Genomic DNA, 26,604 nt, shown 5'->3' with positions numbered 1-26,604 from the left:
ATTTTAAGATACTTTATGTCTTATGGGAGGCATATATGAAACGATGGATTGCTCCGAGCATCTTAGCATTATTTGTGGTAGGAATGTTGATCTATGGCATAAACTTTTACCAACAAGAACAAATAGAACAGGCCAAAGAGCCTATTCGTGGTGAAATTATAGTCTATACGGACTTACCTAATACTTTGACAGCTATGCTTGCTGAGCGTTATGAAGAGGAACAAAAGGTAAAAGTCACTGTAATGCCTCTTACAGAGGAACAAATGTCGCAACGGTCGGCTTCTACAGTGGCTGATACTTCTGGTGATTTGGTGCTAACTTCTGAAGATAATCTCGTAATTGGTGCCAATGCAGGTAAATATATGCCCATCGTCAATGAACGTATTGACGAGGTACGTGATAATCTAAAGGATCCAAATGGCTATTGGGTTGGTATTTGGTATGATCCCATCGTATTTGTTCAGAATGATACCTTCCATAATGGCATTGGTAAATATATTACTACATGGGATACATTGGGAAAACAAGGTGATTGGTCTATCGTTATGACTGATTTTGTAGCATCTCAGAATGCGGCCAATTTGCTATATAATATGGTAGAGTATAAAGGGGAACCAGAGGCTCTTGAATACTTGTATAGTTTGAAGCCCCATGTGGTTCAACATGCTAAATTTTTGTCTACTCCAATACGACTAACTGCGCTAGGGGAGACAAATATTGGTATTGGTAACTTGTCTGATGCGGCGCAATATAGTCATCATGGGTATCCAATTAAGATCATTTATCCTAAAGATGGTACGTCTTATTATGTGACTGGTGCTGCCGTTTTAAAAAATTCAAAACATAAAGCAGATAGTGTAGAGTTTATTAATTGGTTACTATCTTCTAAAACGGCGAAATATATGGTAGAAAAGAATTTTACTTATATATTTACTAATCCTGAGATGGATGAGCCAAAAGATTCTATGGGGCATGATTTAGTATTATGGCCTGTGAATGGTGGTTATACTCTAGAAGGTAAAAAGTTACTATTAAATCATTGGGTTAGCCAAGTACGATTCCGTAAGGACTAAGTCAGTTGTATAAATCCAAGAAATAAATAAGAATCTAGTGACGAAAGGATATAGAATGGGGAAAAAATTAGGATATGTTAGCCTAGGTTGTGCTAAAAATTTAGTAGATACAGAGGTAATGTTAGGCTTATTGCGAGATAATGGCTATTCGATTACAGAAGACTTAAGCGAAGCAGATCTTATCGTTGTAAATACCTGTACTTTTATTGAAAAAGCTAAGGCTGAGTCTATAAATACTATACTTGAGGTTGCCCAATATAAGGAGGATGGTACTTGTAAGGGCCTCATCGTAGCAGGTTGTCTTAGCCAACAGTATCAGGATGAATTATTCCAAGAAATTCCTGAAATTGATGCATTAATCGGTACCGGTGCATGGGATCAAGTTATGGTAGCCGTTGATGCTATTGAGCACGGCAATCGCAGTTGTATCATGGAAAATATTACGAATATCTATGATGAGCGCATGCCTCGTATTCAAACAACACCTCGTTATAGTGCATATGTAAAAATTGCAGAAGGCTGTAATAACGGGTGTACATTCTGTATTATTCCTAAGGTACGTGGTGCATTCCGTAGTCGTACTATCGAGTCTATTAAGGCTGAAGTGGAACGATTGGCTGCGACAGGGGTTAAGGAAATTGTTCTTATCGCTCAAGATACAACAAGTTATGGTATTGACCTTAATGATGGAAAACCATTGTTGACGACATTGTTAAAGGAATTAACAACTGTAGAAGGTATAGAATGGATTCGCATGCTATACCTATATCCGACATTCTTCTCTGATGAATTGTTAGATATTATCGTTAATGAGCCAAAGCTTTGTAAATATGTAGATATTCCATTGCAACATGTTAATAACGATATTTTGAAACAAATGAATCGCCGAGACGATCGCAATGATATTGAGCGCTTGCTTAAGAAGATTAGAAATGCACCGACTCATATTACATTGCGCACCTCTATCATCGTTGGATTTCCTGGTGAAACAGATGAACAATTTGAGGAACTTTGTGACTTTGTAAAAGAAATCAAATTCGATAATATGGGCGTATTTACGTATTCTCAAGAGGATGGTACACCAGCTGGTGCTCGTGAAGACCAAATACCAGAAGAGGTCAAAGAAGAGCGTTATCACGTTCTTATGTCCATCCAAGCTGCTATCTCTGAAGAGAATAATCGCAATTTAGAAGGTACCATTGATTATGCGATGGTAGAGGAAATCGAAGAAGGCGAGAATAACACATTGCTTGCAAAAGGTCGATTGAAATCTCAAGCACCTGATGTAGATGGTAATATGTACATTGAAGACTGCGGTGAAGACATTCAACCTGGTGATATTCTTAAGGTACAAGTAGAGCAAGGCTTTGCTTATGATGTAGTAGCTACAGTTGTAGAATAATGCACAGTTCGATATATTCGATTGTGGAGGTGATCTGATGATTGTAGAACTTATTTCTACAGGTTCAGAATTATTGTTAGGTGATACAGTAAATACGAATGTATCATGGCTAGCACAAGAGTTGAATAAACTAGGATATACCATTGCCCATCAATCGGTGGTAGGTGATAATCCGAAACGAATGGCTGAAGTTTTTCAGCTCGCTAGTACAAGGGCTGATATTATTATTAGTACTGGTGGGCTAGGACCTACGCAGGGCGATATTACACGTAATGTACTTGCCGATTCAATTGGCAGACCTATTGTATTTAATCAAGAGGCCATGGATGAGCTTGAAAGATTCTTTAAAAGTGTAAACCGTACTATACCTGATGCGAGTCGGCGAGAAGCACAATTACCAGAAGGGGCGAAAGTATTATATAACCCTGTTGGAGTTGCACCAGGTGTCGTCGTTGAAGATGGAGATACTACATACATACTTCTGCCAGGTCCTCCTGGTGAAATGAAGGGTATGTTCCAAGAGAGCGTAGTTCCTTATTTGAATAACCGATTTGGTTCTCAAGGTGTTGTTACATCTTATCGTTATGGTGTGTATGATATTCGTGAAATCGATTTAGAAAGCACCTTGATGGATCTCATTAAGCAGCAATCAAATCCAACCATAGCTTTACTCATTAAAAAAGGTTATATCGAAGTACGCATTACGGCTAAAGCTGAAACATTAGAAGCGGCCCAAGACCTACTAAATCCATGGGATGCAATCATACGAGAGCGATTAGGTTCTCGCGTAGGACGCGACTTAACGATTTCTATGGAGGAAACTCTAGGCCGAACCTTGTTAGAGAAACATAGTACTATTAGTACTGCTGAATCATGTACATCAGGATTAGTTGGTAAGCTTCTTACTAATGTCAGTGGTAGTAGTGAGTACTATATGGGTGGTGTCATTTCGTATAGTAATGATTTGAAACATCGTGTTTTAGGTGTACCACAAGATATGTTAGATATATATGGCGCTGTTAGTGAACAAGTGGCTAAGGCTATGGCAGAGGGGGCACGAACTGTTGGCCAAACAACATATGCTGTTTCTACAACGGGGATAGCCGGTCCTGGTGGAGGAACTCAAGAAAAGCCCGTTGGACTAGTGTGGTTTGGTGTTACTGGTCCACATGGCACAGTGGCCCATAAAGCTAATTTAATTGGCAATCGAGAAGATATTAGACAAAGTGCGGCAGAGCTAGCACTATACTATGTTTATACTTATATAACAGAAAAGGAGAAATAAAATAATGGCTGTAGATGGCAGACAAGCAGCGTTGGATAACGCGTTAAAACAAATCGAAAAAGATTTTGGTAAAGGTGCTATTATGCGTCTTGGTGAAGCGGCAGATCGCATGAATGTAGAGGTGATTTCCTCTGGTTCTCTTGCTATCGATATTGCTGTTGGTGTAGGTGGTTTCCCTCGTGGCCGTGTAATTGAAATCTACGGTCCAGAATCTTCTGGTAAAACAACAGTGGCTCTTCACGCTGTAGCAGAAGCTCAAAAACAAGGTGGTATTGCGGCATTTATTGATGCGGAGCATGCGATGGATCCTGTATATGCTCGCAACTTGGGGGTAGACATCAATAATTTGTTGATTTCTCAACCAGATAATGGAGAACAAGCTCTAGAAATTACAGAAGCTCTTGTTCGCAGTGGTGCAGTAGATATCGTTGTAGTTGACTCCGTAGCGGCTTTGGTTCCTAAAGCGGAAATCGATGGTGAAATGGGTGACGCTCACGTAGGTTTACAAGCTCGTTTGATGAGTAAAGCTTTGCGCAAATTGACTGGTATCATCAGTAAATCCAAAACAGTTGTTATCTTCATCAACCAATTGCGTGAAAAAGTAGGTGTTATGTTCGGTAATCCTGAAACAACAACTGGTGGTCGTGCGTTGAAATTCTATTCTTCCGTGCGACTTGATGTTCGTAAAGGGGAATTAATTAAAGCAAATAACGAAAATGTTGGCGCTCGAACAAAAGTCAAAGTTGTCAAAAATAAGGTGGCACCTCCATTTAAGACAGCTGAATTTGATTTGATGTATGGCGAAGGTATCTCTAAAACTGGCACACTTATTGATATTGGTACAAATATGGAAATTATTAATAAATCTGGTGCTTGGTACTCCTATAATGGGGAACGTATGGGGCAAGGTAAGGAAGCGGCTAAACAATACTTGTTAGAGAATCCACAAATAGCTGATGAAATCGATCGCATTATTCGTGATACATTGGCTGTTGGCACTGAAGAAATCGATGTAATTGGTGAAGAAGTAACTGAAGAAGTATAATCATGAGTGACGAAACGATGCAAGCTGCTATGGATCAAGCGTATCGCTTCCTAGCCCAACGCTTCCTTAGTTCTTATGAGCTGACGAAAAAAATGAGACGTAAACAATTCGAGGACCCTATCATTGAGAGGGTCCTTGAGCGCCTTAGAGATTATGATTACATTAATGATGAACGTTTATCTGAGCAGGTATTAGCGTATTTGATGAAAGAACAGAAATACGGTGCTTATATGATTAAGCAAAAAATGAAACTTAGAGGACTTGCGATTCCTCAAGAAATTTCTGCTTATGATGAGGTAAAAGCTGCTTATCGGGTGGTAGAGAAAAAATTTGGATCTATTCTCAATGAAGAAAAGACTCCTCGGGTAAAAGTTTTTAGTTTTCTCAAATACAGGGGGTTCTCAACAAGCACAATTCAAGTTGTATGCAATGATTTTTATGAATAAATTCTGCTTTTTGAGAGGCCTTGGTAGGCTTGTAAAATCTTGACAGAAAGGGCTTTGAAGTCTAAAATTAATAATAGCCTTATTTATTTATATGATGATATGGCTAATTGATAATTTAATGCATAAAGGGCATAAAAAGGAGCATGAAAGCTCAATTTTGAGAAATAAAAAGGAGGTGAAAGAAATTTTAGAGTATAGTCTAATTGCAGTGGTAATGGTACTGATTGGACTAGGGGTAGGCTATTTTTTAAGAAAAAATATTGCTGAAGGAAAACTGAATCAAGCTGAACAAGAGGCTGCTCGCATCATTGCAAATGGTGAACGCACAGCTGAGTCTAAAAAGAAAGAAGCTTTATTAGAAGCGAAAGAAGAAATTCATAAGCTCCGTTCTGATGTAGAACGAGAAAATAAAGATCGTCGTTCTGAACTTCAACGTATGGAACGTCGTATTCTTCAAAAAGAAGAATCTTTGGATAAAAAATTAGACAATATTGAGCACAAAGAGGAAGCTTTACATCGCAAAGAAGCTGACTTAGCCCAAAGCCGTGAAAAGGTAGAAGCTTTGTATGAAAAACAAATGGCAGAATTGGAACGTATTTCTGGCATGACGTTCGAAGAAGCAAAAAATATCTTGTTAACGAATGTGGAACAAGAAATCCGTCATGAAACGGCGATTATGGTTAAGGAAATGGAGCAGCAAGCTAAGGATGAAGCGGAGAAAAAAGCGAAAGAAATTATCTCCTCTGCTATCCAACGTTGTGCAGCTGACCATGTAGCGGAAACTACCGTATCCGTAGTGGCATTGCCTAATGATGAAATGAAGGGGCGCATTATCGGTCGTGAGGGCCGTAACATTCGTGCACTCGAAACATTAACAGGTATTGATTTGATTATCGATGACACACCAGAAGCAGTTATTCTTTCCGGCTTCGATCCAATTCGTCGTGAAGTGGCTCGTATTGCGCTGGAAAAATTGATTGTAGATGGTCGTATCCATCCAGCTCGTATTGAAGAAATGGTTGGTAAAGCTCGTAAAGAGGTGGACCAAACTATTAAAGAGGCTGGTGAACAAGCGACATTTGAAGCTGATGTTCATGGCTTACATCCTGAAATTGTTAAGATTTTAGGCCGTTTGAAATATCGTACTAGTTATGGTCAAAACGTATTGAAACATTCCATTGAAGTATCTCATTTAGCAGGTTTAATGGCAGCTGAACTAGGCTGTGATGTAACTTTGGCTAAACGAGGTGGTTTGATTCATGATATTGGTAAAGCATTAGACCGTGAACTTGAAGGTTCTCATGTTCAAATCGGTGTTGATGTGGCTCGTAAATATCGTGAAAGTGCAGCAGTAATTAACTGTATTGGTGCTCATCATGGTGATGAAGAGTTCCAAACCGTAGAAGCTGTATTAGTAGCTGCCGCTGATGCTATCTCCGCTGCCCGTCCAGGAGCACGTCGAGAAACATTAGAAAACTACTTAAAACGTTTATCTAAATTGGAAGAAATCGCTGAATCCTTCGAAGGCGTTGAAAAATGTTTTGCTATTCAAGCCGGTCGTGAGATTCGCGTTGTAGTAAAACCGGATAAGATTGATGAAGCTGAGTCTACATTACTTGTTCGGAATATCGTAAAACGCATCGAGTCAGAACTTGAATATCCAGGCCAAATTAAGGTCGTAATTATTCGTGAAACTCGCGTTGTGGATTACGCAAAATAATATGCTATAAGCGATAAGTATAGGCTGCAATGTTTTCATTGCAGCCTATTGTTATCAAAGTTTCGGTAATTATATATTGCTATATACGGCGTATAGGAATCATCATTTACATTGCGTTGTAGATGATGATTCCTATGATTCGTATCAAGTTATTTATACTTTTTTAATAATTTAATTGATTGAAATGCTTTACAAATAGAGGATTTTTTATTTGTATATAGAATTAATATATATATGGGGAAGGAGGCGTTGGCTATGAGCCGATATTTTGAAAATGAGTTGATTGAACAAATCAAAGATGCTAATGATATCGTGTCAGTTGTATCCGAGCATGTAGCCTTAAAGAAACGCGGCAAGAACTATTGGGGTTGTTGTCCATTTCATAATGAAAAAACGCCATCCTTTAGTGTAGCCCCTGAAAAGGGTTTTTATTATTGCTTTGGGTGCCATGCATCAGGAAATGCTATTAAATTTCTTATGGAATTAGAGCATTTAACCTTTGTAGAAGCCCTAGAGCGGCTAGCTAATCGAGCTAATATTCCATTGCCAGGGGCGAAACTTTCACCTGAACAAAGAGCTAGAGATGAAAGGCGCAAAAAACTGTATGAAGCTTCTGATTTAGCGTCTACCTTTTTCCATAACTGTCTCACTCAAACGTCTATTGGTAAAGTGGGATTAGATTATTTGAAAAAGCGAGGGCTCACACAAGAGACCATAGAAACATTTAAGCTTGGTTTTGCTCCTGATGGTTGGGATAAGTTATATCGTGCCTTTCATGAGCGTGGCATTGATGATTCCATTCTTTTAGAGTTGAATCTTGTCCGAAAGAACCAAAAGGGTCAATTTTATGACTTCTTCAGAAATAGAATTATGTTCCCTATTATGGATGGTAAAGGGCGAGTAGTTGCTTTTGGTGGACGCGTTATGGATGATAGTACACCAAAATATTTAAACTCTCCAGAGTCATCAATCTTTGAAAAAGGTAAACTCTTATTTGCCTTTGATAAGGCTTATAAATCTATTCGTGAGGAAAAACAAGCTATTCTTGTAGAAGGCTATATGGATGTTATATCCGCTCATAATCATGGTGTTACTAATGTAGTCGCATCATTGGGGACTGCTTATACAAGAGATCATGGGCATATCTTGATGAGGCAAGCTGAAGAAATCGTGTTAGCTTATGATATGGATGGTGCTGGTCGTCAAGCGGCTGCTAGGGCTATTGAATTATTGCAAAATACGGATTTTAAGGTGCGTGTCCTTGCCATGCCAGACGGTAAAGATCCAGATGATTATGTGCGTAATCATGGGGGACAGGCATTTAAGGAGTTAGTTGCTAAAGCTGTTAAACCTCTTGATTATCTATTAAGTGAGTCTTTGATTAAACACGATACAAATGATACAGAAGGGAAGCAGGCTGTTATGGCAGATGTTTTCCCATATATTGCAAATATAGATAGTCAAACACAGAGAGATGATGCTTTAAAAACATTGGCATTGCCATTATGGCTTGATAATAGTACTATTTTTAGATACTTTAGAGATTATGTGAAAAAAGGACAAATTGAATTAGTGGATACTGCATCAACACCTTTGCCAACACAGGATTTACCAAAGGGGGATGCGGAAAAATTATTGTCCTTAGCTTTCACAGATGGCGAAGTATTACAACATATGATGAGCTATTTGCCATTAGAGGACTTTGAAAAAATTGAATATCGAGGTATAATAGAAAAGCTATTCACCTTGTATAAGTCCGAAGGTCGTCTAGATGAAACTGCAATTCAATCTGTTTTATCTTCTCAAGAATACGATATTTACTCTAGGTTGGTCGTCATGAGTGACGATGACTACAAGGTACAAGTGCCTGCATTAATCCGCAAGATAAGGCTCCATTCATTGCGTGAACAGTATAAAGCGCATTCAATTATGGCGGATCAATTAAAACGAGCAGGAGATTCGACGTTTATTAGCGAATTACATAAGTGTCAGGAAATACAGAATTTAATTAGAGAATGGTCTAAGTAAATCATTAATGGTTAAAAAGGAGAGCGCTGTGGCTAAGAAAGTACAAAAAAGTCAAATAGAGGAGATTGTTGAGCAACTTCTTGAAAAAGGCCGTAAGAGCGGTGTGTTGACACAATCCGAGATTTCAGATGCTCTTCATGAGCAGACGGAAATTACTGCGGAACAATTAGATGATATTTATACGACTTTGGGTAAATTGAATGTTGAGATTGTGGCAGATATTGATGCTGATGATACAGATAGTCATACAATTGAAACGGATGAAGATGAAGACGAAGTTTCTAGCGAGAAGAAAATTTCTATCGATTTAAGTGTTGATTCTGGTGTTAATATTGATGACCCTGTACGAATGTACCTAAAAGAGATTGGTCGCGTACCATTGCTTTCAGCTGACGAAGAAATCGTATTAGCTAAGCAAATCGAAGCTGGTGCACAAGAGGATGCTACATATAAAGATATTCAACTTAGCAAAAAGGCTAAGAAAAAATTGGTAGATGCTAACTTGCGATTAGTTGTAAGTATCGCGAAACGTTATGTAGGTCGCGGTATGTTGTTCTTGGATCTAATCCAAGAAGGTAACCTAGGTCTGATTAAAGCGGTAGATAAATTCGATTATACTAAAGGTTATAAATTTTCAACGTATGCTACATGGTGGATTCGTCAAGCGATTACGCGTGCTATTGCAGACCAAGCTCGTACGATTCGTATTCCTGTACATATGGTAGAAACAATTAATAAATTGATTCGTATTTCTAGACAATTGTTGCAAGACAAAGGTCGTGAGCCATTGCCAGAAGAAATTGCTGAAGGTATGGGAATTACTGTAGAGCGGGTACGTGAAATTCAAAAGATCGCCCAAGAGCCAGTATCCTTGGAAACTCCGATTGGTGAAGAGGAAGATTCCCATTTAGGGGACTTCATCGAGGACCAAGATGCAATTGCTCCAGATGATGCAGCTAGCTACATTTTATTGCAAGAACAAATTGAAGATGTATTTACATGCTTGACTGATCGTGAGCAACAAGTATTGATTTTACGTTTTGGTTTGAAGGATGGTAAGCCTCGTACATTGGAAGAAGTTGGTCAACATTTCAATGTTACACGTGAACGTATTCGTCAGATTGAAGGTAAAGCGCTTACTAAATTGCGCAACCGCGGTAAACGTGATAAAATCAAAGATTTCTTATAATATTTTGAATCTCTTAAGGGTTGTAATGCAGTGTTGTATAGCACTGTATTGCAACCCTTTTGTGTTATAATAAAAAATGGTAATATCTTACAATAAAAAGTAATTTATGATAAGACTTACGTAATAGACAAGCGTTTCATGTAATAGCGATAAGTTTTATGTAATAGATATAAGTTGAAAGCTTATGTAATAGATAGGAGATATAATGTTTACAGTTACTAAACGGTTAGAGGTGAGTGCATCTCATCAATTAAAACTAGATTATCCGAGTAAATGTCAAAATCTTCATGGGCATAACTGGATTATTACAGTTCATGCACGTTCTGAAGAGTTAGATCATAATGGGATGGTCATCGACTTTACGATTATTAAAGAAAAAATTCATGGTCGATTGGACCATCGCCATATCAACGATGTACTAGGCGATATAAATCCTACTGCGGAGAATATGGCAAAATGGATCGCTGATGAATTGGGCCCAAAATGCTTTAAAGTAGAGATTCAAGAATCTGAAGGGAACACAGCTATTTATGAACGTGATTGAGATTTTTGCCTCTATTGATGGGGAAGGTAGTCGGCAAGGCTTGCTGACTACATTTTTACGCCTCCATGATTGCAATATTCGCTGTTCCTATTGCGACACGACTTATAGCTATGGCATTGATAGTGTTTTCACAGAGATGACTATATGTGAGGTGGCGGATGTTATTGAAAGCTTAGGCAATCATCGCATTACTATTACTGGTGGGGAGCCTCTATTACAAGAAGCTGCTGTTGTAGAGTTAATTGATGAATTAAATCGTCGGAAGGCTTTAAAGATACAAAACAGTCCATCAAGTCAAAGTGATTTGAATCCTATCAATGATGTAGATAAATTTGATAAACGAAAGATACCTAATATTAGCTATTATGATTTCAATATTGAAACAAATGGCACAATTGTACCGAGCTTTCATAGAGATAATGTGTGGTTTACCTACGATTATAAAACGCCGTCCTCTTTAGCTGAAGAGTCTATGAATATAGATATATTCAAGGTGGCTACAGAACGTGATTTGATTAAGTTTGTCGTTGGTTCTCCAGAAGATTTGGATCGTATGCGTCACATAATTGGTAAATATTCTACAAAGGCTCAAATATATGTATCTCCTGTATGGGGGAAGATTGAGGCGGCATCAATTATCGAGTATATGAAAGCATATAATTTGCAGAATGTACGATTCCAACTGCAAATCCATAAATTTGTCTGGGATCCAGATGCAAAGGGTGTATAGTATTGTTAGGCTGTATAGTATCAGTATCTTTTCTATGGTATGATATGAGGTCTGATGAAATCTTGATATAAAGGGGTAAATATGGATACAAAAAAAATAGAATCGCTTATATATCAGTTGTTAGAAGCATTAGGTGAGGATCCTAATCGGGACGGTTTGTTAGAAACGCCGAAACGGGTGGCTCAAATGATGGAAGAGGTATATGAAGGCATTCAGTATACAAATGCTGAGATTGCAGACATGTATGGTAAGACCTTCGCTGTAGATACAAATCAAATGGTAGTAGTAAAGGATATTACTTGCTTCTCTCATTGTGAACATCATATGGCATTGATGTATGATATGAGTATCAGTATTGGGTACATTCCAAAAGGTCGTGTCATAGGTTTATCTAAGATTCCCCGCATAGCTGAAATGTGCTGCAAGCGTTTACAACTACAAGAAAAAATTGGTGAAGATATTGCGGAAGTAATTTCTTTAGCAACAGGGTCTGATGATGTTATTGTGCATATTACATCGTCTCACAGCTGCATGAGTGCACGAGGTATTAAATCTACAGATAGCCAAACGACTACACTAACTACTAAAGGCGTATTTAACGAAGATCATATGATTCACCGTTTTATGCTAATGAAACAGTCTTAAGATTTGAGTTGCCTTGACTAAATAATAGTCTATTCGGTATAATTAATAAGCTAGAAACTAACTGAGGGCCTATAGCTCAGGGGTAGAGCAACCGGCTCATAACCGGTCGGTCCCTGGTTCGAACCCAGGTGGGCCCACCATTATGTTGATATCTACCGTCCTTGAGATTTCAAGGGCGGTTATTTTTATATGTAACTCATTTTGAGGCAACATAATAGATATTATTTCAGAATAGTATTGTATTTAGACATATATAAACGAGAACAAATAAGTAAGAAAATAATCAAGAATTAGTAATTACGAATAAATAATTAGTGATAGTAGAGGAAGTTATGGAACCTAGACCTATGATGGACCGCCTAGAAGCGGTATTCTCAATCGTACCAAAGGCTCATGCCATTGCCGATATCGGTACCGATCATGGCTATTTAGCGGTAGAGCTCATCAACCGTCAACGCGCTGAATATGTCATTGCCGGTGATGTACATAAAGGTCCGTTAGAGTCTGCAAGATCATATGTTGAGTCTTGTGGACTAGCCGATAAAGTAGATTGTCGTTTAGGCGATGGTCTTAAAGTGACAGAAAAGGGCGAGTTGAACGGCGCCATTTGTTGTGGTATGGGTGGATTTTTAATGCGAGATATTGTAGATGCAGGCCCAGAACCATTAGAGTTCTATGTACTCCAACCACAGAATGGACAAAAAGAATTACGTCAATATATGGTTCAAAAGGGATATGTTATTGTTCTAGAAATTATCGTAGAAGATGCTGGTAAGCTCTATACAGCATTTTTAGCCGTGCGCAATGACTGCGTGGAAGCTTATACAGGTATGACTGAATATGTAGATGTTTATCAATCGTTACCGGAAGACTCCTTGTTGTGGTCTGTAGGGGCTTTATTGGAACAAGATAGACCACCACTTTGGATGAAATATATAGAGTATTTAATATATCAACGACAATGTGCATTAGATGATATGACAGAGAAATTAAATCATACTGATAAATATCAGGATTTAGAGCAGGAAGTTAATTTTCTTCGTAATCTTTTAGAGAATAAATAGAAAGAAGTGAGTTGTATGATAACGGTTCAACAAGTTATTACCTTGATGGAGCAATTAGCACCGCGTTCTTATGCAGAGTCTTGGGATAATGTAGGTTTAATGGTGGGCGATCGGAATGTAGTTGTTACAGGTGTAGTGACTACGTTAGACGTAACAGAAGAAACCGTAGAATATGCTATTGAACAAAATTGTAATTTAATTGTTAGCCACCACCCATTAATCTTTAAAGGGTTGAAACAGATATCATGTGATACTGCTCATGGGCGTACGATTAATAAGCTGATTCAACATAAGATTGCCGTATATAGTGCTCATACAAATCTTGATATCGCACCAGGCGGTCTAAATGATATGTTGGCGAAGCAATTGGGACTTATAGATATTAAGGGCTTCATTAAAACTGGTGAAGAGGCGCTTTATAAGGTGACCACTTTTGTACCTGAAAGCTCGGCTGATGCGGTTCGATTGGCGATGGGTGATGCAGGGGCAGGCCGAATTGGTAATTACGAGCATTGCAGTTTCAGTATCCATGGGGAAGGACGCTTTGTTGGTAATGAAGATTCTCATCCTGTCATTGGGGCAGCTGGTGCTTTGACAGTGGTTCCTGAGGTACAAGTGAATGCTATCGTTGATGGTACGCATTTAAGCAAAGTCGTAGCGGCTATGAAAGCTGCTCATCCATATGAAGAAGTTGCTTATGAGGTTTTGAATATAGTCGAGCCTACTAGTTCAACTCAATATCTAGGACGGGTAGGTCGCTTGCCTAATGCATTAAACTTAGATTCTTTCCGTGAGTGGGTACAAGAAGCGTTGCCTGATGCTAACATTCGTTTTGCTGGTATTGTGCCGAAAGCGATTCAATCCATTGCTTTATGCTCTGGTGCAGGTGCAGAATTTATTAAGGATGCTGCCCGGTTACATGTAGATGCCTATATTACAGGTGATGTGAAGTATCATGAGGCGCAAATGGCTAAGGAATTAGGCTTACTCGTAGTTGATGCGGGGCATTTTGGAACTGAGTCTATAGTGGCACATGGTTTACGTGACTATTTAATCTCTGCAGGGCTTGCTGTTCCTGTGAAAGCTTTCACAGAACAAAATGATTTCTTCTTTGTGTAATGATGCATTTTCTTGCAACAAATTGTTAGCTATGATAAACTGAATTGAAGCAAGTATGAAAGACGGTTGCGAGTCTATAAGACTCGAGGAAAGTCCGAGCTCCATAGGGCAGGATGCCAGATAACGTCTGGCGAGGGTAACCTTAGGGAAAGTGCCATAGAAAAGGAAACCGCCACGTAAGTGGTAAGGGTGGAAAGGTGAGGTAAGAGCTCACCAGCAGTCTGGTAACAGGCTGGCTCGGTAAACCCCATCCGGAGCAAGACCGAATAGGGAAGGGTTAAGGGTGGTCCCGCCTACCTTCCGGGTTGTGTCGCTCGAGCGTGCAGGTGACTGTACGCCTAGAAAGATAATCGTCACCGCGCAAGTGGAACAGAACTCGGCTTATTGATTGCTTGCTTCTATATTTAACATATAATTGATAGTATATAAGATTGTAGATCTTTGTTAGGAGAACTTCATGGCAATTACAGCAATTACTAGTGTACAAGAATTTGATGAGAAAGTGCTTGGCGCTAAAGGTTTAGCTATTGTTGATTTTTGGGCTGGTTGGTGCGAACCATGCACTGTTATGCGCCCAGAGATTGAAGATGTAGCAGAGCGTTTAAAAGGTCAAGTAGAATTCTTTAGTGTTAATGCAGAAGATAAAAATCTTCGCGGTATTTTGTTAAAAGAAGATGTTGATGGTATTCCATCCTTAGTATTCTTCCGCGATGGCAAAATGCTCGATTCCCTTGTGGGCTATAAAAAAGCAGATATGCTTGAGTCTCTAATAAAGGAAGTTATCTGATTAATTAATAACTAGGAATTCTTAGGAAATGAATAACATGAGGCTGTATATAAGGAAAGTTAATTTCTTATATACAGCTTTTTTGTTAAATTTCATAGTTTTCAAAAATGTTAAGTGATATAATAAAATAGTAGAAATATGATTGTCATCATGTTGGTTGAACTTCTTCAAAGTGATAGAGGACGCTAATAAAATGATTTCCGTCATAAACGTTGTAGTTTATTAAGTAATATAATTATATTGCGCAAAGTTGTTGTAAGGAGGCTATATTCCATGAAGAATCGTATAAATAGTTTGTGGACACTCTTCCAAGAACGCCGTTTGAGTCGACGAACATTTATGAAATCCTGTGTAGCACTCACTGCTATTTTAGGACTACCTCCAACGATGTTAGACACCGTTGTTAAGGCTGCCGAAACAACTGAATTACCTACAGTGATTTGGTTGCATGGTCATGAATGTACTGGTTGTAGTGAATCTTTTATCCGTTCATCCTCTCCCTTTACTTCTGATGTTATTTTAAACATGATCTCTTTAGAATATGATGATACTTTGGCGGCAGCGTCTGGTGCACCATTAGAGGAACATTTAGAAAAAATCATCAAAGAAAAAGCCGGTAAATATATCTTGGCTGTTGAAGGTGGCGTACCACTTGATGAAGATGGTGTTTATTGCACAGTAGGTGGACGTACATTTAAAGAATCCCTATTAGAAGCAGCTAAAGGAGCTGCAGCAATCATAGAATATGGTTCTTGTGCTTCTTGGGGCGGTATACAGGCGGCAAAACCAAATCCAACAAATACAGTTTCTGTATCTTCCGTTGTATCTGGCAAGCCAATTATTAAGGTCCCTGGTTGTCCTCCAATTCCAGAGGTTATGACTGGCGTAATCATGCACTATGCATTATTCGGTCAAATTCCACCTCTTGATTCTCAAGGCCGTCCTAAACAATTTTATGGCAATCGTATTCACGACACATGCTACCGTCGTGCCTTCTTTGACTCTGGACTTTTTGTTGAAAAATTCGACGATGATGCATCCAAATCTGGTTGGTGTTTGTATAAAGTAGGTTGTCGTGGACCTCAAACATATAATTCTTGTGGTAACTTGCGTTGGTGGAATGGTTTATCCTATCCAATTCAATCCGGTCACGGTTGTATTGGTTGCTCTGAAAAGGGCTTTTGGGATAATGACGTATTCTACAAACGTTTACCAGATATTCCATTGGCTAATACCATCACGACTGCTGATACAATCGGTACAGTAGCTGCTGTTGGTGCTACTGCAGCAGTTATCGTTCATGGTGCTGCAACTCTTACGCGTAATAAAATTCTTGATATGAAAGAAGAAAAACGCTTAAAAGAACAAGGCTTATGGGATGAAAAGAAACATAATAATGGAGGAGGTCACTAATGAAACGCGTAGTAGTAGATCCGATTTCCCGTATTGAAGGTCATTTACGGGTTGAAATAAAAGTTGATGAAGCGAGTGGTAAAGTAGAGGATGCATTGTCTTCTGGTACTGCTTGGCGCGGTATCGAACTTGTTGCTAAAGACCGCGATCCTCGTGACCTTTGGGCGTTCGTACAACGTATTTGTGGTGTATGTACTACAACACATGCCTTGGCTTCGTTAAGAGCTGTTGAAGATGCGCTTGGTATTACAATTCCTAAAAATGCAAACTATATACGTAATATTATGCATAGTAGTCTAGATGTGCATGATCATATTGTGCATTTCTATCATTTACATGCCCTTGACTGGGTTAGCCCGGTAGCAGCTCTTAGTGCCGACCCTGCTAAAACCGCACAATTACAAAATGATGTATTGGCTACATATAATGTAAGCGGTTTAGCACCTGCTGAAACAGCATCCAAAGACTCTGCTTATCCTAAAGAGTTTCCTAAGGCTACTACAGCCTACTTTACGGCTGTACAGCAAAAGGTTAAGAAAATAGTTGAATCTGGTCAATTAGGTATTTTCTCTGCGCAATGGTGGGATCATCCTGATTATAATTTGTTGCCACCAGAGGTTCATTTGATGGCTGTATCCCATTACTTGAATATTCTTGACCGTCAACGGGATATTGTAATTCCTCACGTTGTATTTGGTGGTAAAAACCCTCATCCTCATTACATTGTAGGTGGCATGCCATGTTCTATCTCGATGAATGATATGAATGCACCTATCAATACACAACGCCTAGGAGCTGTTGAACAATCTATTGCATTAGCTAAAGACTTAGTAGATAATTTTTATTTACCAGATTTACTAGCTATTGGCAAAATCTATGTAGAAAAAGGTATGATTGATGGTGGTGGGCTTGCGAAGAAACGTGTTATGTCTTATGGTGATTATCCAGATGATACTTACACAGGCACTTCTAATGGTGACTATCATAAGAAATGTATTGTTCGTTCCAATGGCGTCGTTGAAAACTTTGCGTTAGGTGTAGATAAAGCAACCTTCATCCCATTAGAAGGTAAGGATTTTATGGATCCTCAATATCTTAGTGAAGAGGTTGATCATTCCTGGTTTACATACCCGGACGGAACAAAAACACTTCATCCTATTGAAGGTGTTACTGATCCTAAATTTACGGGTCCTAAATCTGGTACAAAAGAAAAATGGGAATTCCTTGATGAAGATAAAAAATACTCTTGGATTAAATCTCCAACTTTCAAAGGGAAAACCGCAGAGGTTGGTCCATTAGCAAAATATATTGTTGTGTATACAAAAGTAAAACAAGGCATAATCAAAGACCCAACTTGGGCTGAATCTATGATTGTTCGTCAAATTGATACAGTATCACAAGTATTGGGTGTACCAGCTCATGTATGGATGACTACTATGGTGGGACGTACAGCATGTCGTGGCCTTGATGCACAAGTGGCAGCAAATATTAGTCAATACTTCTTTAACAAACTTGTATCTAATATCAAAAATGGTGATACTACAGTAGCAGATATGACTAAATTTGAGCCAAACACATGGGATAAAGATGCTAAAGGTGTTGGTCTTGTAGATGCGCCTCGTGGTGGTTTGGGTCATTGGATACATATTAAAGATGGACGCTCTGCAAACTATCAATGTATCGTACCATCTACATGGAATGCGTGCCCTAAAACTGCAGCTAATGAACATGGTGCCTATGAAGATTCCATGATTGATACACATGTAAAAATTGCAGATAAACCACTTGAAATTTTGAAGGTAATTCACTCCTTTGATCCATGCCTCGCATGTGCAACCCATTTATACAATAAAAAAGGCGAAAAAATTGTTTCCGTCAATACAGATGCATTGTGTAAATAAAGGGTGGTGGGTTTATGTTAATACATACTGACAAAAAGGCGTATGTCGTATTTAGTCTATGGCTGCGCATATTCCACTGGACTATGGTGCTTAGTGTAACGGCTTTATTCTGGACAGGACTATATATTGGTGATCCAGGCTTTGCTGCGATTACGGGTAACCCTGAACCAACTTTTGCTATTGATGGCTGGTTCTCTATGGAAACTATGCGGCGTATTCATTTCATTGCAGGTGTTATCTTAACATTCTCCTTTATCTTCCGTTTTGCAGGCGCTCTTTGGAACCGAGGGGATAGATTATTACCTAAATTCCGTCAAAAACGGTATTGGTACGGTCTTAAAGAAACAACATTGCACTATTTAATGATTCCTCAAAAACATGAACATCATTGGCTTCGTAATTCCTTAGCTAGAACTGCGTATATGATGGTATACATTATGTTCTTCTTTGAAATTTTAACGGGTTTTGCAATGTATTCGATGGTTAATCCTAATGGTATTCTAGGAACTTTATTTGCACCAGTGATTACATTATTTGGTGGTGAATATAAAGTCCATGTTATCCATCACTACATTGCGTGGGGATTCTTGTTCTTTACTATTGTTCACGTGTATATGGCATTCCGAGAAGACGTTATGGAGGAATCCGGCGAAGTATCTGCTATGGTTTCGGGTATGAAATATTACGCTCATGACCCAATTGATATTGAAGACCTCAATGGTAAACGCCGTCGTGGGGAACGTATTGATAAACCATCTGGTACTACATATCGTCCAAGTGATCCTAATGATCCTAGAGAAAGAGAATTACAAGAAAATGACTAATACAAGTACTGATATCATCAGTGGCTTGAAACAATACGCGGACTCAGAGGGTCCGCGTATTGATTTAAACAGCCTTTATGATGATGGAGATAATGAAATTGTCCTACTTGGAGTCGGTAATATTTTGCTTACCGATGAGGGGTTAGGTGTTCATGTAGTAAAAGAATTGAAAGAATCTTTCACATTTACACCTGCAATTTCCATTATTGATGGTGGCACTATGGGGATGGAATTACTCACGTATATGCGTGGTATGAAGAAAATTCTTCTTGTAGACGCTATTAATGGTGGAGATGCTCCAGGAACTATATATGAATTTCCTCATAAGGAATTGGAACAATATTTTACGGAACATATTTCTGTACATGAAGTAGGAATGCAAGATATTTTACGCATCCGTGCTATTCAAGAAGATCCATTAGAAGATGCAGTGGTTATTGGTGTAGAACCGGAATCATTGGAAATTGGTTTTGAACCTAGCGAGCCGGTACAATGTGCCTTGCCTGAGGTTAAAAAACGTATTTTGCATGTCCTACGAGAATGGGGCGTAACAGTTGAGCCTAAAGCATAACGTGGAAATTTCATATAATGTATAGATAGCTTATAGAATGTAAAGATAGTTTCTGTATAGGAGTATTTATGATTGAAAATTATGGTAATGTTCGCGCCGTTTTAAATGAGTTGCGTTTGGCTCTAAAGAATTTGCGTGAAAATGGTGAGACATATTCGATTTATATTGAAAAAACAGGTTTAACAGAGGAAGAACAAGTTGAAGTATTAGAAACACTTGGACGCGGTCATATTACGATTAACTTTAATGAAACTGATCAACCTGTAGAATGGTATGAATCACAATTTTCTGGAATCTGGATTGGGACTTATAAAAATGGTCGCGATGATTCCATTTTACATACAGTAGAGGTTGCTAAATATCCAGTTGTAGCTGGTGCTTATATAGAAGATATGGAACTGGCGGAGGAAGATTTACAATCTTGGATTGATGCTGCTGGATTATAGTAAAGGAGACCCTTAACGGGTCTCTTTTTCATGAAAAATAGATGAAATTAGGCGTTTTTGATAATTTTATGATAAAAATTCATATAAATTTTTGATTAATAGTTGATAAAGCCAGAAATAATCGTATTTATTTATGTAATATTAAAATAAATATTTTTTATAAATTGCTTTATTAAGTAGTCTTACAAATAAATAAATATAAAATTAATTCGTTTAGCTTATATAAAGGATAAATGAAGTGCTTCATTGGCGTTTTACAGAGAAATAGCTTATTTACTGGCTTTATAAACATTATTAGGCCTATTGTTAACCTTTAGCATTTGCCTTAATTTACTAATTAACATAAAATATGTGAGTAAAATACTTTGGAGGATTTATGTTACTTTCTATTGTAGTGCCTGTATATAACGAAGAGGAAAATATAGCGAACTTTTATAAAGCTGTAACTGATGTTATGTCAGGTCTCACGTATGATTATGAATTAATCTTCGTGGATGATGGATCTAGTGATTCGTCAGCTATGATACTGCGTGAAATTGCATTCAATGATAAACATGTTAAAGTGTTATTGCTAGCTCGTAACTTTGGGCATCAAACGGCACTTACATGTGGGCTTGATTATGCTCATGGCGATGCAGTCATTACAATGGACGGTGATATGCAGCATCCACCTGCATTGATTCCTGAACTAGTTCGGTTGTGGGAATCAGGGTATGACGTGGTGCGTACCATACGCGATTCAACTGATGACGCTAGTTGGGCTAAATCTTTCACATCTAAGTATTATTACAAACTGATGAACAAAATGGCCGATGTTCCTATTGTTGAAGGTGGGTCCGATTTCCGCCTCATGAATAGTAAAGCATTGGGCACGTTGAAACGATTCAGAGAACATGGTCGATTTTTGCGTGGTATTGTCGGCGCCTTAGGGTACAGACAAGCAGAGTTGCACTTTGTGGCACCACCTCGATTTGCAGGTGTCTCAAAGTTTAGTGTGCGTAAAATGATTCGATTTGCTCTCGATGGTGTAACCGCTTTTTCAAGGGTGCCTTTACGGGCCGCCTTGTATGTAGGTGTACTTTGTGGTGGAATGAGCTTTTTGCTCATCTTACATCTTTTGTATGTATATCTTACAGGACAAGCTTTGAATGGGTGGACAACCTTGGGTGTATCAATCTTGTTTATTGGTGGAATTCAACTCGTCGGACTGGGAATTATTGGCGAGTATGTAGGTCGTATTTTTGAAGAGGTGAAGCAACGGCCTTTGTATTGGGTTAAGTCAGCTATAAATTTTGAAGAGCATGAAGAGGCTCCGTTACTCGGACCAAGTAGTGCAGATGTTTTTATGGCACCAGAGGCTTATACTAACAAAAGCAAAGAAGACTAGCTGTATTTGTGAATGCAAATAAATAGACGGTTAGTATATTTTGAATAAATAACTTACTTTAAAAGTTTTTTGGAAAGGAAGCATATGAAGTCAAAATATAGTAAGGTTAAAATAACGGCATTAACATTAACTTTTGTGTGTGCCACAACAGCCATGGTTGGCGCAACAACATTACAATATGGTGATAAGGGCAAAAGTGTTACAGCGGTTCAACAACAACTAATTAAACACGGCTATAATGCTACAGATAAAAATGGTGTATATGGTAAGGAAACGAAGTGGGCAGTTCGTCTGTTCCAACAAGATCGTGGCCTTCCGGTGGATGGTATCGTAGGCCCTGCTACGTATAATGCATTGATGGGTGCGCCTCGTTCTACGAAGGCAGTATTGACCCAAAATGCAGCGACTAAAGCAGTAGCAACGAAATCCGCTTTTACAAACAGTAATGCGACATCCCGTCGTATCGCTGGTCATTCCATTAATGGCAAGAACGTTAAATTAAACAATATTACGAAAAATGAAACACCTAGTAGCATTCACGCAATCTTGGCAGAAGCTGACAAATACCGTGGTGTACCATATGTATTTGGCGGTACAACTCCAAGTGGCTTTGACTGCTCCGGTTATGTTAAATATGTATTTGAAAAACAAGGTATTTCTTTACCGCGTTTGGCAGATGAACAGTATAACGTAGGTGTTGAAGTTTCTCGTGCGAACTTGAAAGCAGGGGATTTGGTATTCTTCGAAACCTATGAACCAGGTCCATCTCACTCCGGTATTTATATTGGCGATGGCAAGTTCATCAGCGCCACTTCCAGTCGTGGTGTTGCAGTAGCAGATCTTGATACTGGCTATTGGGGTGAACGTTACATCGGCGCAAAACGCGTTGTACGCTAATTTAATAACTAGCTATAAAAGAGGCTATACGAATCAATTTTGTTTTGTTGATTTGTATAACCTCTTTTTATGTTTATTATTTATGACTTAACTAGCATTGACTAAATTTGACCTTTACTTTTATTGTAAAAAATATGGATTTAAAATTATATTTTTTGCGGTTTGCTTGAATTGGTGTGAAAGTGCGTAAATTCCGCATAATCTCAATGTTTTTAATAGATTTTATATCGTTTTTGAGTTATAATGAAGAGTAAATAATTTTAGGAGGAATATACACATGAAGGGTAATGAACTGCGTCAAGCATACTTGCAGTTTTTTGAAAGTAAAGGACATTTAAAATTAGATAGTTTTTCTCTTATACCAGAAAACGATCCGTCTTTGTTATTGATTGGGGCAGGTATGGCGCCATTGAAGCCGTTCTTTACAGGTAAGTTGGTACCTCCTTGTCACCGTATTACAACAAGCCAAAAGTGTATGCGTACCGGTGACCTTGAAAACGTAGGTCGTACGGCTCGTCACCATACATTCTTTGAAATGCTTGGTAACTTCTCCTTCGGTGATTACTTCAAAAAAGAAGCGATTCACTGGGCATGGGAGTTCTTAACTGAAGTTATTAAACTCGATAAAAATAGACTATATGTCACTGTATATCCAGATGACCAAGAAGCGTATGATACATGGCATAATGATTGTGGTGTAGAGGAAAGCCATATTACACGCCTTGAAGATAACTTCTGGGAAATTGGTGAAGGCCCATGTGGTCCTGACAGTGAAATTTTCTTCGACCAAGGTCCTGAACATGGTTGTGATGACCCTAATTGCGCACCAGGTTGTGACTGTGATCGCTATCTTGAAATCTGGAACTTAGTATTTACACAATTCAATAAAATGCCAGATGGGTCTTATGAACCATTACAACACAAAAATATTGATACAGGCGCCGGTCTTGAACGATTGGCTTCCGTATTACAAGGTTGTAAAACAAATTTTGAAACCGATTTGATTTTCCCAATTATTGAAGCCACTGCAAAACGGGCCGGTGTGAAATATAACGAAGATCCAAATACAGATGTTTCTTTGAAGGTTATTGCTGACCATGCTCGTGCTGTCACTGCATTGATCTCCGATGGCGTATTGCCATCCAACGAAGGTCGCGGCTACGTATTGCGTCGTATTTTACGCCGTGCTGTACGTCATGGCCGTTTACTTGGTATTGAAGGTATCTTCCTAACACCACTTATTGATGTAGTCGTAGACATTCTTGGCCATGGTATTAAATCCATCGCTGAAAAACAAGACTTCGTTAAGCGTGTTGTACAAAATGAAGAAGAACGCTTTAACCAAACATTGGAACAAGGTCTTGAGTTATTAAACTCCTTGATTGATACACTTGCTGCTGAAAAAGCAACTGTTGTTCCTGGTACAGAAGTATTTAAACTATATGATACATATGGATTCCCTTGGGAATTAACAGAGGAAATAGCTTCTGAACGCGGCTTTACAATCGACCATGAAGGTTTTGAAGCTGCTATGAAAGAACAACGCGAACGCGCTCGTGAAGCTCGTGTAAAAGAAGATGCGAAGGTAGCAACACCAGACATTACATTCTTGAAAGATGAAGAACTTGTTGAAGATGAGGCAGAAACTGCATCCGCCGTATTGATGCTTGGTAAAGGTTCTGAACGCTTGCAAACAGCAGCTGATGGCGATGAAATTACTGTTATCGTACGCACTACTCCTTTCCATGCTGAAGGGGGCGGTCAATTAGGTGATACAGGCTTTATCGTAGGCCCAATGGGTAAGGTAGAGGTTCATAATACAAAACGTTTACCAGAAGGTACTGTATATCATATCGGTACTGTTGTAGAAGGTTCTATTTCTGAAGGTGACGATGTAACGCTTGAAGTGGATATAAATCGTCGCGCAGCAATGGCCCGCAACCATACAGCAACACACTTGTTACATGCAGCATTGAAAAAGGTTCTTGGCGAGCATGTTAACCAAGCTGGTTCTCTAGTAACTCCTGATTACTTGCGTTTTGACTTCACTCATTTCTCCCCTGTAACACAAGAGGAACTTGATCAAATCGAAGCACTTGTAAACGAAGAAATTTTAAAAGCTACGGACCTAGCTATCGCTGAAATGTCCATGGACGAAGCAAAAGCGAAAGGTGCGATGGCACTCTTTGGAGATAAATATGGTGATGTAGTTCGCGTTGTAGAGGTTCCTGGCTTCTCCGTTGAATTATGTGGTGGTTCTCATGTAGGCAACACAGCTTTCATTAGTTCCTTCCGTTTAACATCTGAAGCTGGTATCGGTTCTGGTGTACGTCGTATTGAAGCGATTACAGGTCGTGCAGCTCTCGATGCAGCAAAACAAGATCGTTTGACTATTGAACGCATGGCAAGCGAGCTTAAAACTAAAGCACCTCAAATAGAAGAACGCTTACACCAAGTGTTGACAGAAGCTAAAGACACAGCAAAAGAATTAGAACAAATTCGTAAAGAAGTTTCTGCAGCGGGTGCAGCTGACATCGTTGCTGGTAAAGTTGTGATAGGTGATGTTGAATTTGTTGCCGCAGCTGTAAAGGCGTCCTCCATCGATGAATTGCGTGATTTAGCTGATATGGGCCTTGATAAATTGAATGGCTCTGGTGTGGTTCTTGTAGGCGCTGCTATGGGTGATGATAAGGTAAACTTTGTATGTAAAGTATCTAAAGATGTTGTTGCTAAAGGTGCAAAAGCAGGTAATATTGTTAAAGCAGCAGCTCAAGTAGCTGGAGGTAATGGCGGTGGCCGTCCGGATATGGCACAAGCAGGTGGCAAAGAGCCAGCTAAATTAATGGAAGCATTAAAAGCTGGTGGTGAAGCCTTAAAATCTATGTTACAATAGGCATATAATTTTATAATTATACTTGTATCTGTTATAGAAATTTTTTATAATGCATAAAAAGTTACTGACTTTGTAGCTTTAATTCAAGTATAATAGTAGGTGAGATTTCACTTGTATAGTGAAATCTGCCGATGTAATAAAAAGGAGGGATACGATGAACGTTTCAGATGAAACCATGTTATTCCGTAAAGTAGACGATGAACCGATGACCGCTGAAGAGGTGCTTACGCGTGTTTATCAATCTATTCAAGAAAAAGGTTACAATCCAATTAATCAAATCTTAGGGTATCTAATCTCTGGAGATCCTGCGTATATAACAAGTTATAATAATGCGCGTTCCGATATCCGCCGTTTAGAGCGTGATGACTTGATTGAAGAATTGTTGAAAGAATACGCAAAGGCTAAACAATTATAATGAGAATTATGTCATTAGATGTAGGCAGCCGTACTATTGGTATTGCCTGTAGCGATGCACTGCTCATGACTGCACAAGGTATTGAAACCATTCGTAGAACATCTCTGGAAAAAGACTTTAATCGCTTACAAGAACTCATTTCTGAATATGAAGTACATGAACTTGTGGTAGGTATGCCGAAAAATATGAATGGTACAAAAGGTGAACGGGCTGAAAAGACTGAAGAATTCGTTGCAAAAATGAAGGAAGTCATCGATTTACCTGTTACATATTGGGATGAGCGGTTATCTACTGTTATGGCTGAACGTCAACTCATCGCAGCTGACGTGAGCCGTAAAAAGCGTAAATCCGTTATCGATAAAATGGCAGCGGTTGTAATTTTGCAAGGATATCTAGATCGCTTGCAGTTTAATAAATAAGTATTTTTCCTTAAGGAGGGTTTCCAATGGTTGACCAAAATTTTGAAGGTGAAGTGTATTATTTGGAATTCGAAGACGAACATGGTAATAAACAATACTTCACAGAAGATGTTATCTTGAGCCATGAAGGTCAAGAGTATGCCGTTCTTGTACATGTACAAGATGAAGATGCCGATCATGAAGGTCAAGATGACACATACATGATCTTGGCTCGCATCGAAACAAATGAAGAAGGCGTAGAAGAATACGTACCTTTGGATGAAGAAGATGAAAACTTTGAAACTCTAGTAAAATTGTATGAAGACATGGATGAAGACGAATAATCGTTTTTAGCATAAATTTAGCGTGTTGTCAGTGGACA

General features: G+C 38.8%; 25 protein-coding genes, 1 tRNA gene and 1 other RNA gene. All 27 read left to right on the top strand.

Going from position 1 to position 26,604, the window contains the following annotated elements; translation table 11 throughout:
- Nucleotides 1–35: 35 nt before the first annotated feature.
- The 27 genes from DW000_RS04905 to DW000_RS04775 all read left to right on the top strand — a co-directional run bounded on the left by DW000_RS04905 (nucleotide 36) and on the right by DW000_RS04775 (nucleotide 26,566).
- Nucleotides 36–1,073, top strand: a complete 1,038-nt coding sequence (locus DW000_RS04905; protein WP_008601367.1) for an extracellular solute-binding protein — start codon at nucleotides 36–38, stop codon at nucleotides 1,071–1,073.
- A 55-nt stretch (nucleotides 1,074–1,128) separates the two neighbouring features.
- Nucleotides 1,129–2,475, top strand: a complete 1,347-nt coding sequence (gene rimO, locus DW000_RS04900; protein ID WP_021148332.1) for a 30S ribosomal protein S12 methylthiotransferase RimO — start codon at nucleotides 1,129–1,131, stop codon at nucleotides 2,473–2,475.
- A gap of 37 nt (nucleotides 2,476–2,512) precedes the next feature.
- Nucleotides 2,513–3,760 carry a competence/damage-inducible protein A gene (locus DW000_RS04895; RefSeq protein WP_120055403.1) on the top strand — a complete coding sequence of 416 codons (1,248 nt, stop codon included), beginning with the start codon at nucleotides 2,513–2,515 and terminating at the stop codon, nucleotides 3,758–3,760.
- Nucleotides 3,761–3,764: 4 nt separating this feature from the next.
- Nucleotides 3,765–4,805: a recombinase RecA gene (recA, locus tag DW000_RS04890; RefSeq protein ID WP_004696404.1), complete on the top strand. Its 1,041-nt coding sequence runs from the start codon at nucleotides 3,765–3,767 to the stop codon at nucleotides 4,803–4,805.
- A gap of 2 nt (nucleotides 4,806–4,807) precedes the next feature.
- A complete protein-coding gene (locus DW000_RS04885; protein ID WP_120055401.1) occupies nucleotides 4,808–5,251 on the top strand; it encodes a regulatory protein RecX in 444 nt (147 codons plus the stop codon).
- Between the two features lie 118 nt (nucleotides 5,252–5,369).
- On the top strand, nucleotides 5,370–6,971 hold the full coding sequence (gene rny, locus DW000_RS04880; RefSeq protein ID WP_004696400.1) for a ribonuclease Y: 1,602 nt from the start codon (nucleotides 5,370–5,372) through the stop codon (nucleotides 6,969–6,971).
- A gap of 255 nt (nucleotides 6,972–7,226) precedes the next feature.
- Nucleotides 7,227–8,999 (top strand): DNA primase, encoded by a 1,773-nt coding sequence (gene dnaG / locus DW000_RS04875; protein WP_120055399.1) that lies wholly within the window; start codon nucleotides 7,227–7,229, stop codon nucleotides 8,997–8,999.
- 28 nt (nucleotides 9,000–9,027) lie between these two features.
- Nucleotides 9,028–10,188, top strand: coding sequence for an RNA polymerase sigma factor RpoD (gene rpoD / locus DW000_RS04870; protein WP_004696398.1), 1,161 nt, complete (start codon nucleotides 9,028–9,030; stop codon nucleotides 10,186–10,188).
- Nucleotides 10,189–10,393: 205 nt separating this feature from the next.
- The gene (gene queD, locus DW000_RS04865) at nucleotides 10,394–10,732 is read left to right on the top strand and encodes a 6-carboxytetrahydropterin synthase QueD (RefSeq protein ID WP_120055397.1); all 339 of its coding nucleotides are present in this window, start codon (nucleotides 10,394–10,396) and stop codon (nucleotides 10,730–10,732) included.
- Nucleotides 10,719–11,462: a 4Fe-4S cluster-binding domain-containing protein gene (locus DW000_RS04860; RefSeq protein WP_101928401.1), complete on the top strand. Its 744-nt coding sequence runs from the start codon at nucleotides 10,719–10,721 to the stop codon at nucleotides 11,460–11,462. The genes queD and DW000_RS04860 overlap by 14 nt, the downstream gene beginning before the upstream one ends.
- A gap of 81 nt (nucleotides 11,463–11,543) precedes the next feature.
- Nucleotides 11,544–12,107, top strand: coding sequence for a GTP cyclohydrolase I FolE (gene folE / locus DW000_RS04855; protein ID WP_004696390.1), 564 nt, complete (start codon nucleotides 11,544–11,546; stop codon nucleotides 12,105–12,107).
- A 65-nt stretch (nucleotides 12,108–12,172) separates the two neighbouring features.
- Nucleotides 12,173–12,247, top strand: a tRNA-Ile gene (locus DW000_RS04850).
- A gap of 192 nt (nucleotides 12,248–12,439) precedes the next feature.
- Nucleotides 12,440–13,171 (top strand): class I SAM-dependent methyltransferase, encoded by a 732-nt coding sequence (locus DW000_RS04845; protein ID WP_077708558.1) that lies wholly within the window; start codon nucleotides 12,440–12,442, stop codon nucleotides 13,169–13,171.
- A gap of 15 nt (nucleotides 13,172–13,186) precedes the next feature.
- Nucleotides 13,187–14,290 (top strand): Nif3-like dinuclear metal center hexameric protein, encoded by a 1,104-nt coding sequence (locus DW000_RS04840; protein ID WP_077708557.1) that lies wholly within the window; start codon nucleotides 13,187–13,189, stop codon nucleotides 14,288–14,290.
- Between the two features lie 49 nt (nucleotides 14,291–14,339).
- An RNA gene (gene rnpB, locus DW000_RS04835) (RNase P RNA component class A) lies at nucleotides 14,340–14,690 on the top strand.
- A gap of 57 nt (nucleotides 14,691–14,747) precedes the next feature.
- Nucleotides 14,748–15,077 carry a thioredoxin family protein gene (locus DW000_RS04830; protein ID WP_004698670.1) on the top strand — a complete coding sequence of 110 codons (330 nt, stop codon included), beginning with the start codon at nucleotides 14,748–14,750 and terminating at the stop codon, nucleotides 15,075–15,077.
- A 273-nt stretch (nucleotides 15,078–15,350) separates the two neighbouring features.
- On the top strand, nucleotides 15,351–16,490 hold the full coding sequence (locus DW000_RS04825) for a hydrogenase small subunit (RefSeq protein ID WP_004696383.1): 1,140 nt from the start codon (nucleotides 15,351–15,353) through the stop codon (nucleotides 16,488–16,490).
- Complete coding sequence (locus DW000_RS04820; RefSeq protein ID WP_024061955.1) at nucleotides 16,490–18,391, top strand: nickel-dependent hydrogenase large subunit; 1,902 nt, start codon at nucleotides 16,490–16,492, stop codon at nucleotides 18,389–18,391. Before DW000_RS04825 ends, DW000_RS04820 begins: the two co-directional genes overlap by 1 nt.
- A 14-nt stretch (nucleotides 18,392–18,405) precedes the next feature.
- Nucleotides 18,406–19,215 carry a Ni/Fe-hydrogenase, b-type cytochrome subunit gene (cybH, locus tag DW000_RS04815; protein WP_004698529.1) on the top strand — a complete coding sequence of 270 codons (810 nt, stop codon included), beginning with the start codon at nucleotides 18,406–18,408 and terminating at the stop codon, nucleotides 19,213–19,215.
- The gene (locus DW000_RS04810; RefSeq protein ID WP_021148321.1) at nucleotides 19,208–19,786 is read left to right on the top strand and encodes a HyaD/HybD family hydrogenase maturation endopeptidase; all 579 of its coding nucleotides are present in this window, start codon (nucleotides 19,208–19,210) and stop codon (nucleotides 19,784–19,786) included. Before cybH ends, DW000_RS04810 begins: the two co-directional genes overlap by 8 nt.
- Before the next feature lie 68 nt (nucleotides 19,787–19,854).
- Nucleotides 19,855–20,232 (top strand): hydrogenase expression/formation C-terminal domain-containing protein, encoded by a 378-nt coding sequence (locus tag DW000_RS04805; protein ID WP_004696374.1) that lies wholly within the window; start codon nucleotides 19,855–19,857, stop codon nucleotides 20,230–20,232.
- Nucleotides 20,233–20,608: 376 nt separating this feature from the next.
- Complete coding sequence (locus tag DW000_RS04800) at nucleotides 20,609–21,619, top strand: glycosyltransferase family 2 protein (protein ID WP_004696372.1); 1,011 nt, start codon at nucleotides 20,609–20,611, stop codon at nucleotides 21,617–21,619.
- A gap of 84 nt (nucleotides 21,620–21,703) precedes the next feature.
- The gene (locus DW000_RS04795) at nucleotides 21,704–22,516 is read left to right on the top strand and encodes an NlpC/P60 family protein (protein WP_004696370.1); all 813 of its coding nucleotides are present in this window, start codon (nucleotides 21,704–21,706) and stop codon (nucleotides 22,514–22,516) included.
- A 277-nt stretch (nucleotides 22,517–22,793) separates the two neighbouring features.
- Nucleotides 22,794–25,409, top strand: coding sequence for an alanine--tRNA ligase (gene alaS / locus DW000_RS04790; RefSeq protein WP_120055395.1), 2,616 nt, complete (start codon nucleotides 22,794–22,796; stop codon nucleotides 25,407–25,409).
- A 154-nt stretch (nucleotides 25,410–25,563) separates the two neighbouring features.
- A complete protein-coding gene (locus DW000_RS04785; protein WP_004696366.1) occupies nucleotides 25,564–25,824 on the top strand; it encodes an IreB family regulatory phosphoprotein in 261 nt (86 codons plus the stop codon).
- Nucleotides 25,824–26,243 carry a Holliday junction resolvase RuvX gene (ruvX, locus tag DW000_RS04780; RefSeq protein ID WP_004696363.1) on the top strand — a complete coding sequence of 140 codons (420 nt, stop codon included), beginning with the start codon at nucleotides 25,824–25,826 and terminating at the stop codon, nucleotides 26,241–26,243. The genes DW000_RS04785 and ruvX overlap by 1 nt, the downstream gene beginning before the upstream one ends.
- A gap of 26 nt (nucleotides 26,244–26,269) precedes the next feature.
- Nucleotides 26,270–26,566 (top strand): DUF1292 domain-containing protein, encoded by a 297-nt coding sequence (locus tag DW000_RS04775; protein ID WP_008601328.1) that lies wholly within the window; start codon nucleotides 26,270–26,272, stop codon nucleotides 26,564–26,566.
- The last annotated feature ends 38 nt before the right edge of the window (nucleotides 26,567–26,604 follow it).

The sequence above is a fragment of the Veillonella sp. AF36-20BH genome (genome assembly GCF_003602765.1).
Classification (GTDB): domain Bacteria; phylum Bacillota; class Negativicutes; order Veillonellales; family Veillonellaceae; genus Veillonella; species Veillonella hominis.
Note: the sequence above shows the minus strand (reverse complement) of the source record. Positions and strands in the feature narration are given on the sequence as shown.

Bases quoted from the DNA above. Each gene is read 5' to 3' on its own strand.
- rny (WP_004696400.1), top strand. From the start codon at position 5,370: ATGCATAAAGGGCATAAAAAGGAGCATGAAAGCTCAATTTTGAGAAAT.
- dnaG (WP_120055399.1), top strand. From the start codon at position 7,227: ATGAGCCGATATTTTGAAAATGAGTTGATTGAACAAATCAAAGATGCT.
- alaS (WP_120055395.1), top strand. From the start codon at position 22,794: ATGAAGGGTAATGAACTGCGTCAAGCATACTTGCAGTTTTTTGAAAGT.
- folE (WP_004696390.1), top strand. From the start codon at position 11,544: ATGGATACAAAAAAAATAGAATCGCTTATATATCAGTTGTTAGAAGCA.
- DW000_RS04775 (WP_008601328.1), top strand. From the start codon at position 26,270: ATGGTTGACCAAAATTTTGAAGGTGAAGTGTATTATTTGGAATTCGAA.
- DW000_RS04845 (WP_077708558.1), top strand. From the start codon at position 12,440: ATGGAACCTAGACCTATGATGGACCGCCTAGAAGCGGTATTCTCAATC.
- DW000_RS04800 (WP_004696372.1), top strand. From the start codon at position 20,609: ATGTTACTTTCTATTGTAGTGCCTGTATATAACGAAGAGGAAAATATA.
- DW000_RS04795 (WP_004696370.1), top strand. From the start codon at position 21,704: ATGAAGTCAAAATATAGTAAGGTTAAAATAACGGCATTAACATTAACT.
- rimO (WP_021148332.1), top strand. From the start codon at position 1,129: ATGGGGAAAAAATTAGGATATGTTAGCCTAGGTTGTGCTAAAAATTTA.
- DW000_RS04805 (WP_004696374.1), top strand. From the start codon at position 19,855: ATGATTGAAAATTATGGTAATGTTCGCGCCGTTTTAAATGAGTTGCGT.
- DW000_RS04825 (WP_004696383.1), top strand. From the start codon at position 15,351: ATGAAGAATCGTATAAATAGTTTGTGGACACTCTTCCAAGAACGCCGT.
- DW000_RS04840 (WP_077708557.1), top strand. From the start codon at position 13,187: ATGATAACGGTTCAACAAGTTATTACCTTGATGGAGCAATTAGCACCG.
- DW000_RS04860 (WP_101928401.1), top strand. From the start codon at position 10,719: ATGAACGTGATTGAGATTTTTGCCTCTATTGATGGGGAAGGTAGTCGG.
- DW000_RS04810 (WP_021148321.1), top strand. From the start codon at position 19,208: ATGACTAATACAAGTACTGATATCATCAGTGGCTTGAAACAATACGCG.
- DW000_RS04905 (WP_008601367.1), top strand. From the start codon at position 36: ATGAAACGATGGATTGCTCCGAGCATCTTAGCATTATTTGTGGTAGGA.
- DW000_RS04885 (WP_120055401.1), top strand. From the start codon at position 4,808: ATGAGTGACGAAACGATGCAAGCTGCTATGGATCAAGCGTATCGCTTC.
- recA (WP_004696404.1), top strand. From the start codon at position 3,765: ATGGCTGTAGATGGCAGACAAGCAGCGTTGGATAACGCGTTAAAACAA.
- DW000_RS04895 (WP_120055403.1), top strand. From the start codon at position 2,513: ATGATTGTAGAACTTATTTCTACAGGTTCAGAATTATTGTTAGGTGAT.
- ruvX (WP_004696363.1), top strand. From the start codon at position 25,824: ATGAGAATTATGTCATTAGATGTAGGCAGCCGTACTATTGGTATTGCC.
- cybH (WP_004698529.1), top strand. From the start codon at position 18,406: ATGTTAATACATACTGACAAAAAGGCGTATGTCGTATTTAGTCTATGG.
- DW000_RS04785 (WP_004696366.1), top strand. From the start codon at position 25,564: ATGAACGTTTCAGATGAAACCATGTTATTCCGTAAAGTAGACGATGAA.
- DW000_RS04820 (WP_024061955.1), top strand. From the start codon at position 16,490: ATGAAACGCGTAGTAGTAGATCCGATTTCCCGTATTGAAGGTCATTTA.
- queD (WP_120055397.1), top strand. From the start codon at position 10,394: ATGTTTACAGTTACTAAACGGTTAGAGGTGAGTGCATCTCATCAATTA.
- DW000_RS04830 (WP_004698670.1), top strand. From the start codon at position 14,748: ATGGCAATTACAGCAATTACTAGTGTACAAGAATTTGATGAGAAAGTG.